This window comes from Nocardia sp. NPDC059177 (genome assembly GCF_042755165.1).
In the GTDB taxonomy this organism is placed as follows: domain Bacteria; phylum Actinomycetota; class Actinomycetes; order Mycobacteriales; family Mycobacteriaceae; genus Nocardia.
Genome location: NZ_JBHZBX010000005.1, coordinates 302,928 through 310,976, shown reverse-complemented (window position 1 = coordinate 310,976; position 8,049 = coordinate 302,928). Strand labels below are relative to the sequence as shown.

Annotated in this window: 5 protein-coding genes and 1 pseudogene; 4 read left to right on the top strand and 2 right to left on the bottom strand. The window is 69.2% G+C overall.

Going from position 1 to position 8,049, the window contains the following annotated elements; genetic code table 11:
• Positions 1-674 precede the first annotated feature (674 nt).
• A pseudogene (locus tag ACFXK0_RS09365) lies at positions 675-1,544 on the bottom strand (exodeoxyribonuclease III); the annotation flags it as partial.
• A gap of 59 nt (positions 1,545-1,603) precedes the next feature.
• Positions 1,604-2,743 (bottom strand): lipase family protein, encoded by a 1,140-nt coding sequence (locus ACFXK0_RS09360; RefSeq protein WP_379409514.1) that lies wholly within the window; start codon positions 2,741-2,743, stop codon positions 1,604-1,606.
• A gap of 252 nt (positions 2,744-2,995) precedes the next feature.
• Between ACFXK0_RS09360 and ACFXK0_RS09355 the strand changes: the two genes are divergently transcribed.
• From ACFXK0_RS09355 to ACFXK0_RS09340, 4 genes are all read left to right on the top strand, one after another.
• The gene (locus ACFXK0_RS09355; RefSeq protein ID WP_379409513.1) at positions 2,996-4,096 is read left to right on the top strand and encodes a PucR family transcriptional regulator; all 1,101 of its coding nucleotides are present in this window, start codon (positions 2,996-2,998) and stop codon (positions 4,094-4,096) included.
• A 135-nt stretch (positions 4,097-4,231) separates the two neighbouring features.
• Positions 4,232-4,783, top strand: a complete 552-nt coding sequence (locus ACFXK0_RS09350; protein WP_379409512.1) for a nuclear transport factor 2 family protein — start codon at positions 4,232-4,234, stop codon at positions 4,781-4,783.
• 36 nt (positions 4,784-4,819) lie between these two features.
• Positions 4,820-6,463 carry an AMP-binding protein gene (locus tag ACFXK0_RS09345; RefSeq protein ID WP_379409511.1) on the top strand — a complete coding sequence of 548 codons (1,644 nt, stop codon included), beginning with the start codon at positions 4,820-4,822 and terminating at the stop codon, positions 6,461-6,463.
• Positions 6,464-6,597: 134 nt separating this feature from the next.
• Positions 6,598-8,019, top strand: coding sequence for an aldehyde dehydrogenase family protein (locus ACFXK0_RS09340; protein ID WP_379409510.1), 1,422 nt, complete (start codon positions 6,598-6,600; stop codon positions 8,017-8,019).
• The last annotated feature ends 30 nt before the right edge of the window (positions 8,020-8,049 follow it).

The window sequence follows — 8,049 nt, the reverse complement described above, 5'->3', positions numbered from 1 at the left end:
GGGTTGCTGATCTCCTGACCAGCATTTGGCCGGTACGATGGCTGACTGTCAGGAGAGCTCTTCACGTCCCAGCGCTTGCCCGTCGCATCTACGAATTCGCCCATATCTTCATTACTCGGTGCACGAAACCTTCGGCAAACGAAACCGGATCGTCGAGTATCCGATAGGACGCCCGGGCGACCTCGTGGTGGACAAGCTGTACCACGATCTCGAACAGCTCCCGCCGTAGGCAAATCGAGGCCGCCGTGGCGCGAGGTAGTTGACCACCGTATCTGTCACCACTCGTGACGCCCAAGCTGGTCGGACGCGGCGGGTTGAACGACCCAACTGTCACGAAACGCGACACCGGCCGAACGCTCCCTTTCCAGCGCTGCACGTCTACCACGGACGGATACGACGGACGAGCGGATCCCCAACTCGTCCAACTGCCACCTACCCTACGACCCCGCACATGCAGGCCGCCGCGCCACGTCCCTCCCTCACCCAAGGGCGAAATCAGCTCTTATCACCAGCTGACCGGAGCAAATCCCCAGGTCACACGCGTTCCCATCTACTTCGATGTGCCCCGCCGAGGGCACCAACCCGGGACAACGATCCCCCGGCTCGACTGGCCGGTCCGCGCTGGATTGCGCGCGGCCCTCCGTGGGCGCACCGGGCGACAAGGGCATCGCAGCGTAGGTCACCGTCAGTGGCGCATGGTCGGAGAGCCGCTCGTCGGGTGATTGTTCCTTGTCTACGACAGTGGAGGTGGCGAGGCGGGCGAGGCCGGGGGTTGCGAGTTGGTGGTCTACTCGCCAGCCGACGTCCTTGACGAAGGATTGGCCCGCCCAGCTCCACCAGGTGAGGGGGCCCGGTCGGTCGCCGTGGGTTCGGCGGACCACGTCGACGAGGCGGCGGGTGCCGAGAATCGAGGTGAACCAGTCGCGGTCCGCGGGCAGGAAGCCGTCCATCGTGCGGGCGGCGCGCCAGTTGGTCACGTCGTGCTGGGTGTGGGCGATGTTCAGGTCTCCGGCGAGGAGGAACTCGCGACCGGCGCCCAGTGCCGCGAGCCGGTTGCGGTGCAGTTCACGGGCGAATGCGGCGAGGAACCGGTGCTTGCGTTCGTACTTGATCCCGCCGTCGGGCTGTTCGCGCATCGATCCCGGGCGTTGCAGGTGCGCGGGCAGTCCGCCTTTGGGGAGGTAGAGGCTGGCGACCGTCACGGGTCTGTCGGCCAGATCGACCTCGATGTAGCGTCCCTGCGCGGCGAACTCGCCCAGACCGCGTGCCTTGGGCGGATGGGTGACCCAGGTCCGCACGGCCGCGGCGGGGACTCTGGTCAACACGGCCACACCATTGCGCCCGGCCACGGAACCGACGTCCACCGCTGCCGAGTAGCCCGGGAATGTCCCCACTTCAGCTGCGGGACAACGCAGTTCCTGCACCGCGATCACATCGGCCGACCGCGCACGCAGCCACTGATCGAACCCGCGCCTGCGCGCCGCACGGATGCCGTTCACATTGAATGTGGCGACAGTGAAAGAATCCGCGACCGGCAAACGCATGCGCACTACTCTGCCGGAGTCACATGTCTCCCGAGGCGGTGGGCTCGCACGCGGACAGGTCAGGAGGCGATGACCTCGTCGGTGGCGCGGGCGGCGGCGAAGCGGTCGGAGAGGTAGCCGAAGGCGATGTGGGCGAATTGCGGGGCGGCGGTGACGTGGCCGGCGAAGCGGAGGTGGTATTCGGTGAGGTCGGCGCCGAGGTCTTTCCAGCGGCGGGTGAGCAGTTCGGTCTGGTCGAAGGGGACGAGGCGGTCGCGACGGCCGTGGCCGATGAGGACCGGCGCGGTGGGCGGGAGGTAGCCGAGGCTGACCTCGCGCATGCGGGCGATCCAGGCCGGATCCTCGAAGGGGTCGGTGGTGACGTAGCTGGTGCGGGATTTGGGGAGCAGCAGGCCGAGGGCGAACAGCGGGACGGGGTGCACGTGCGGCAGGACGGACAGGGCCAGCCGGCCGAGGGGGTTGAGGTAGCGGTGCAGGTGCAGGTCGTCGAAGCTGGCGTCCAGGCCCATGGCGGCGTACATGAGCAGGAAGACCAGCGCGGTGCGATCGAGGCTCTTGCCCATTTCCGGGAGGTCGGCGGGCGGCGCGCCGACGGCCACACCGACCAGGGGCAGGTCGGGTGCGTAGGAGGCCTGGATCTGCGCGGCCCAGGCGGCGGTGTTGCCGCCTTCGGAGTAGCCGTAGATGCCGTACCGCTCGACCTGGACGCCTTCGCTGCCGAGCAGGTGGCGGCCGGCACGCATGATGTCGAGCAGGGCGCGCGCGTTGGTCGGGCCGATCACATAGGGGTGGGTGCCGTCGGTGCCGAGGCCGGGATAGTCGGTGACGGCGACCGCCCAGCCACGGCTCAGCGCGGCGGCGATGAACCCACCCTCGTATTCCAGACCCTGTTCGAGCAGCGAGGACACCGCCGCCGAGCGCGCCATTCCCTGGGTGCCGGGCGCGAAGCCGATCAGCGGTATCGGCCCGGCGGTGTCGCGCGGGATCAGGATCGTGCCCGAGACGGTGATCGGGTTTCCGGCGTGGTCGGTCGAGCGGTACAGCACGCGGTGCGCGTGGGCTCCGATCGCGAGACCGGGGGCGATCCGGGCTGTCATCGGCCGTGCCCTGAGCACATCGCCGCTGGCGGCCCGGCCGACCATTGTCTCGGGTAGTGCCTGGTAGAACCGTTTGCGGCGCTGGCGTGCGGTCGACATCATCGTCGCCCTTCCGGATCGAATCGGGTTCGGCGACAGCGGTGTTTGCGCCGAGGCGCAGTGATCCTGTCGAACCATCGAGGAATCGCCGGCAATGCGCGGTCGTCATCCTAGTTGCTGCGCGGCCCGGCAGGCATGCGCTCCTCACGGATCGCGGTCGCCGTACCACTCAGTGGGAAGCTGCGGCCGGGCATCGGCACGGGACCGGCATACTCCGGCCACCGCGGTCGCCGGGTCCGCCACAGGAGGTGCCGAATGGGCGACATCGCCACCGACCTGCTGCGGGTCGTCGAGTACTTCGACGACCTCGCCGAATCCGACGCCAATGCCGATACGGTGCTGCGCGCGGCCGCGGCCCTGGCCGAATGCCCGGCCGGCGCCCGGTGGCCGTCGGGCACCGTCATCCGCTACGACGCCGCGGGTCGCCTGCTCGCCGCCGCCCCGCCACCGGCGGCGGCCTTCGGGTCCGATCCGCAGGTGTGGCTGGAGCGGGCGGGCACCGTGCGTGCGTTCGACGAGGTGCTGGTGGCGCGGTTGCGGCACTGCCTGCGGGTCACCGCGCGCCGGGGCGCGGCCGGGCCGACCGGGCTGGCCGATCCGGCGCTGCTCGAGGTGGTGCTGTCGGAGGAACAGCGGCGCGCGGATCGGGTGCGCGCGCTGCGCCTGCTCGGTGTCGATCCGGCGCGGCCGATCTGCCTGCTGGCGGTCTCGGGGCCGGGGACGGCGGCGGCGGTGCGGATCATCGCCGAGCGGGTCGCGCTGGTCCGTTCGACCGTGCTCGGCACGACCACCGCGGTGCTGGTGCAGGATTGTGGCTCGTGCCGGGAGCTGTCGGATGTGCTCGATACCGCTGTCGTGCAGGCGTTTCCGGCTGCTCGCCGGCCCGCGGAGGGTCCGTGGGTCGGGATGGGTGAGCAGCTGCCCGCGCTGGCGGCGGCCACCTCCTGGGAGCAGGCGCGGCGGGCGCTGCGCTTCGCGTCGTCGACCTGGCACGGCCGCCGGGTGGTCGCCTTCGAACGGCTCGGCGCGTTGGCACTGCTCGGCGAACTGCCGCTGGAACGCCTGCTCGGCGCACCGGATGTGGTGCGGCTCAACGATTTCGCATCGACCGAGGCGGGCGCACTGGCCGTGGACACCCTGGAGGCGTTCTGCGTGTTCGGCTCGCTGCGGCGCACCGCCGAGGAACTGCACCTGCACCACAGCACGGTCGCGGCGCGCATCGGCCAGGTCGAGGCGGTGATGGGCTGGCAGATGAGCGAGGCGCTGGACCGGTTCATGGCCACCCTGTCGCTGATGATGCGCCGGATCGCGCTGTCCTCGGCCGAACTGTCCGCCGACACCGAGCGGGCCGGATGAGCCGACACTCGTCGGGTGCCGGGGCATCATCCGGCGACGGCTGTCGGGTGATCTGGGTCACTCCGTTCGGTGATGATCGACGGGCACCAGCTGGTGCGATCCGGGAGATCCGGTGAACGAGAAGGAGTTCCACCCATGGCGGTCATCGATCCGACCAACACCTGGGCGCCGCTCGAGCAGCGTCTGGCCGTCACCACGAACGAACGGCACCGCACTGTGCTTGGCATCGTCATCGAGCACATGAAGGCCGAGGCGGCACCTGATCTCGACGGGCTGATGCGCACCCTGGTGCCCGAACCGGCCTACCACTTCTGGAACGCGGGCAAGGATGTCGGCCCGAAGGGGCGCGACGGCGTGCACACCTACTACGCCGATTTCGTCGCCAGCCGCAGCAATATCCTCGAATACGAGCTGGACCGCCTGGTCGTCGACGACCACTGCGTGGTGACCGAGGGATTCCTCAAGCAGATCTACCCGGGCTCCTACGCCGCCGAGGTCGGTATCCCGGTCGACGACCCGGCTGCCGACTACCTGATCGTGTTCCGGCAGCTGCTGCTGTGGCCGGTCGACGCGGAAGGCCGGATCCAGGGCGAGGATTCTTACCATTCCGGCCCGTCCGAGATCCGCAAACTGACCTTCGAGGAATTGCCGCGCGAGTACATCGACCTCGTGCATCCGGGCGCCTGAACGCGACCGGATCCGGACCAGGAAGACGATGGGGACATGACCGAAAGTATCGCCACCCTGCTGCTCGACCGGCTCGGCGACCAGCACCTGGGCCTGCGCACCCGCGAGGCCGACTGGACCTGGGACGCCGTCGTGCACGAGTCGGCCGCCCGCGCGGAACTGGCGCGCGCGCTGCGCCGCGACGGCCCGTTCCATCTCGGTGTCCTGCTGGACAATGTGCCCGATTACGTGTTCTGGCTGGGGGCGGCGGCCCTGGCGGGCGCGACCGTGGCCGGGCTGAACCCGACTCGCGGCGATGCCCAGCTGGCCACCGACATCCGCTATGTCGACTGTCAGCTGATCGTCACCGACGCCGCGGGCATGGCCCGGCTGCGCACCCTGGACCACGGGCTGTCGGAGGACCGGTTCCTGCTGATCGACGATCCCGGCTACGCCGCCCGCGTCGACGCCCATCGCGTGGCACCGGTGGCGGTGGGCGGACCGGAGGAGCTGTTGCTGCTGCTGTTCACCTCCGGCACCACCGGCACGTCGAAGGCGGTGCGTTGCACCCAGCGCCGGCTCGTGGTGGTCGCGCACGCGGCGGCGGGCAAGTTCGGCCATGTGCGTGAGGACGTGGACTACTGCTGTATGCCGCTGTTCCACGGCAATGCCATCATGGCGCTGTGGGCGCCCGCGCTGTCGGTCGGTGCGACGGTCTGCCTGACGCCGAAATTCTCTGCCTCGCAATTCCTTCCGGATGTGCGGTACTTCGGCGCGACCTTCTTCACCTATGTCGGCAAGGCGCTGGGCTACCTGCTCGCCACACCCGAGACCGCGACCGACGCGGAGAACACCCTCGTGCGCGGGTTCGGTACCGAGGCGTCGGTGGCCGATCAGGACGAGTTCCGCCGCCGCTTCGCCGCGCAGCTGTTCGAAGGCTACGGCTCCAGCGAGGGCCCGAGCCTGGCCGCGCTGGATCCCGCCGCGCCACCGGCCGCGCTCGGCAGGCCGGCGCATCCCGGTGTGGCGGTGGTGAATCCGGACACTCTCGAGGAGTGCGTGCGCGCCGAACTCGACGAGTACGGCCGGGTCCGCAATCCCGACGAGGCCATCGGCGAGATGATCGACAAGGCGGGCGTGCTCGCCTTCGAGGGCTACTACAAGAACGAGGTCGCCGACGCCGACCGGATCCGCAACGGCTGGTACTGGACCGGCGATCTCGGCTACGTCGACACCGCTGGATTCCTGTATTTCGCCGGGCGCAAGGGTGATTGGATCCGGGTCGACGGGGAGAACACCTCGGCGCTGGTGATCGAGCAGGTGCTGCGCCGCCATCCCGCGGTCATCGCCGCCGCGGTGTTCGGCATCCCGGACCCGCGCTCGGGTGATCAGGTGATGGCCGCGGTCGAGGTCGCCGATCCGGCGGGTTTCGACATCGCGGAGTTCACCGAATTCCTGTGCACCCAGAACGATCTCGGCAGCAAGGGCACCCCACGGTTCCTGCGGGTGTCGGCGAATCTTCCGGTGACGGGGTCGAACAAGGTGCTCAAACGCGAACTCCAGGAGCAGGGCTGGCGCACCGAGGAAACGGTGCATCGCTGGGCGGGCCGGGGGCGGCCGCAGTACCGCCGCATGACCGCCGACGACAAGCGGGAACTCGCGGCGGAGTTCGCCACCTACGGCAGGCGACACCTACTGTAATCAGCTATGTTCTCGCCGTCCGATATCATGACTACCGATTTACGAGAGTGATATTCTCGGGTCTATCCGTGGCCGCGCGCCTCGACAACACCGCGCTTCTCCGCGCCGGAGTGGCCGGCGAAAGGATGAGACCAGTGACAAACACCATCGGTACGGGCACGATTCCCGTCTTCGACCCGTCCACCGAGGAACAGATCGCCGAGGTCGCCGACTCCGACCAGCGGGCTGTCGACGAGGCGGTGGCGCGGGCCCGGGAGACGTTCGAGTCGGGTGTCTGGCGCAAGCAGCCGGCCACCCATCGCGCGCAGGTGCTGTTCCGGGCCGCGGCGATCGTGCGCGAACGCACCGACGAGCTGGCCGCCATCGAGGCGCGCGACAACGGCATGAACGCCGTGGCCGCGCGCCACATCATCGCCGTGGCCTACGACATGCTCATGTACTACGCCGGCTGGGTCGGCAAGATCCACGGCGAGTCGAGCAGTCTGGTCTCCGACGGGCTGCTGGGCGAGTTCGAGAGCTTCCACACCTTCACCCAGCTCGAGCCGGTCGGCGTGGTCGGCCTCATCGTGCCGTGGAACGGGCCGTTCTTCGTGGCGATGCTCAAGGTCGCGCCCGCGCTCGCCGCCGGGTGCAGCGCGGTACTCAAGCCCGCCGAGGAGACCCCGCTCAGCGCGCTGAAACTCGAGGAGATCTTCCGCGAGGCGGGACTGCCCGATGGCGTACTCAACGTCGTCACCGGGTACGGCGAGACCACCGGTGCCGCGCTCACCGCGCACCCGGACGTGGACAAGATCTCGTTCACCGGATCGACCGAGGTCGGGCGCCTGATCGTGCAGGCGGCCGCGGGCAATCTCAAGCGACTGACCCTCGAACTCGGCGGCAAGTCGCCGCTGATCATGTTCGACGACGCGAATCTGGACAAGGCGATCATGGGCGCGGGCATGGGCTTGCTCGCCGGCTCCGGGCAGAACTGTTCGTGCACCTCACGCATCTACGTCCAGCGCGGCATCTACGACCGGGTAGTGGAGGGCCTGGCCGCCTTCGCCGCGATGCTGCCGATGGGCGGCAGCGACGATCCCAACTCGGTACTCGGCCCGCTGATCAGCGAGAAGCAACGCCGCCGCGTCGCAGGGATCGTCGACGACGGTGTCGCGGCGGGCGCGCAGGTGGTGTGCGGCGGCAAGCCGATGGACCGCCGCGGCTACTTCTACGAGGCCACGATCGTCACCGGCACCACCCCCGACATGCGCCTGATCCGCGAGGAGATCTTCGGCCCGGTCGGTTCGGTGATCCCCTTCGACGACGAGGAGGAGGCAATCGCGGCCGCCAACGACACCGAATACGGTCTGGCGGGCTCGATCTGGACCGAGAACCTGGGCCGCGCCCATCGCGTCGTCAACGAGCTGCGCGCGGGCCAGATCTGGGTGAACTCCTCGCTCGCCGCCGATCCCTCGATGCCGATCTGCGGCCAGAAGCAGTCCGGCTGGGGCGGCGAACGCGGCCGCAAGGGCATCGAAGCCTACTTCAACACCAAAGCCGTCTACATCGGCATCTGACGACTCCGCCGCCGTCCGCCCCCGGCTCCC

Bases quoted from the DNA above. Each gene is read 5' to 3' on its own strand.
- ACFXK0_RS09360 (WP_379409514.1), bottom strand. From the start codon at position 2,743: ATGATGTCGACCGCACGCCAGCGCCGCAAACGGTTCTACCAGGCACTA.
- ACFXK0_RS09355 (WP_379409513.1), top strand. From the start codon at position 2,996: ATGGGCGACATCGCCACCGACCTGCTGCGGGTCGTCGAGTACTTCGAC.
- ACFXK0_RS09350 (WP_379409512.1), top strand. From the start codon at position 4,232: ATGGCGGTCATCGATCCGACCAACACCTGGGCGCCGCTCGAGCAGCGT.
- ACFXK0_RS09345 (WP_379409511.1), top strand. From the start codon at position 4,820: ATGACCGAAAGTATCGCCACCCTGCTGCTCGACCGGCTCGGCGACCAG.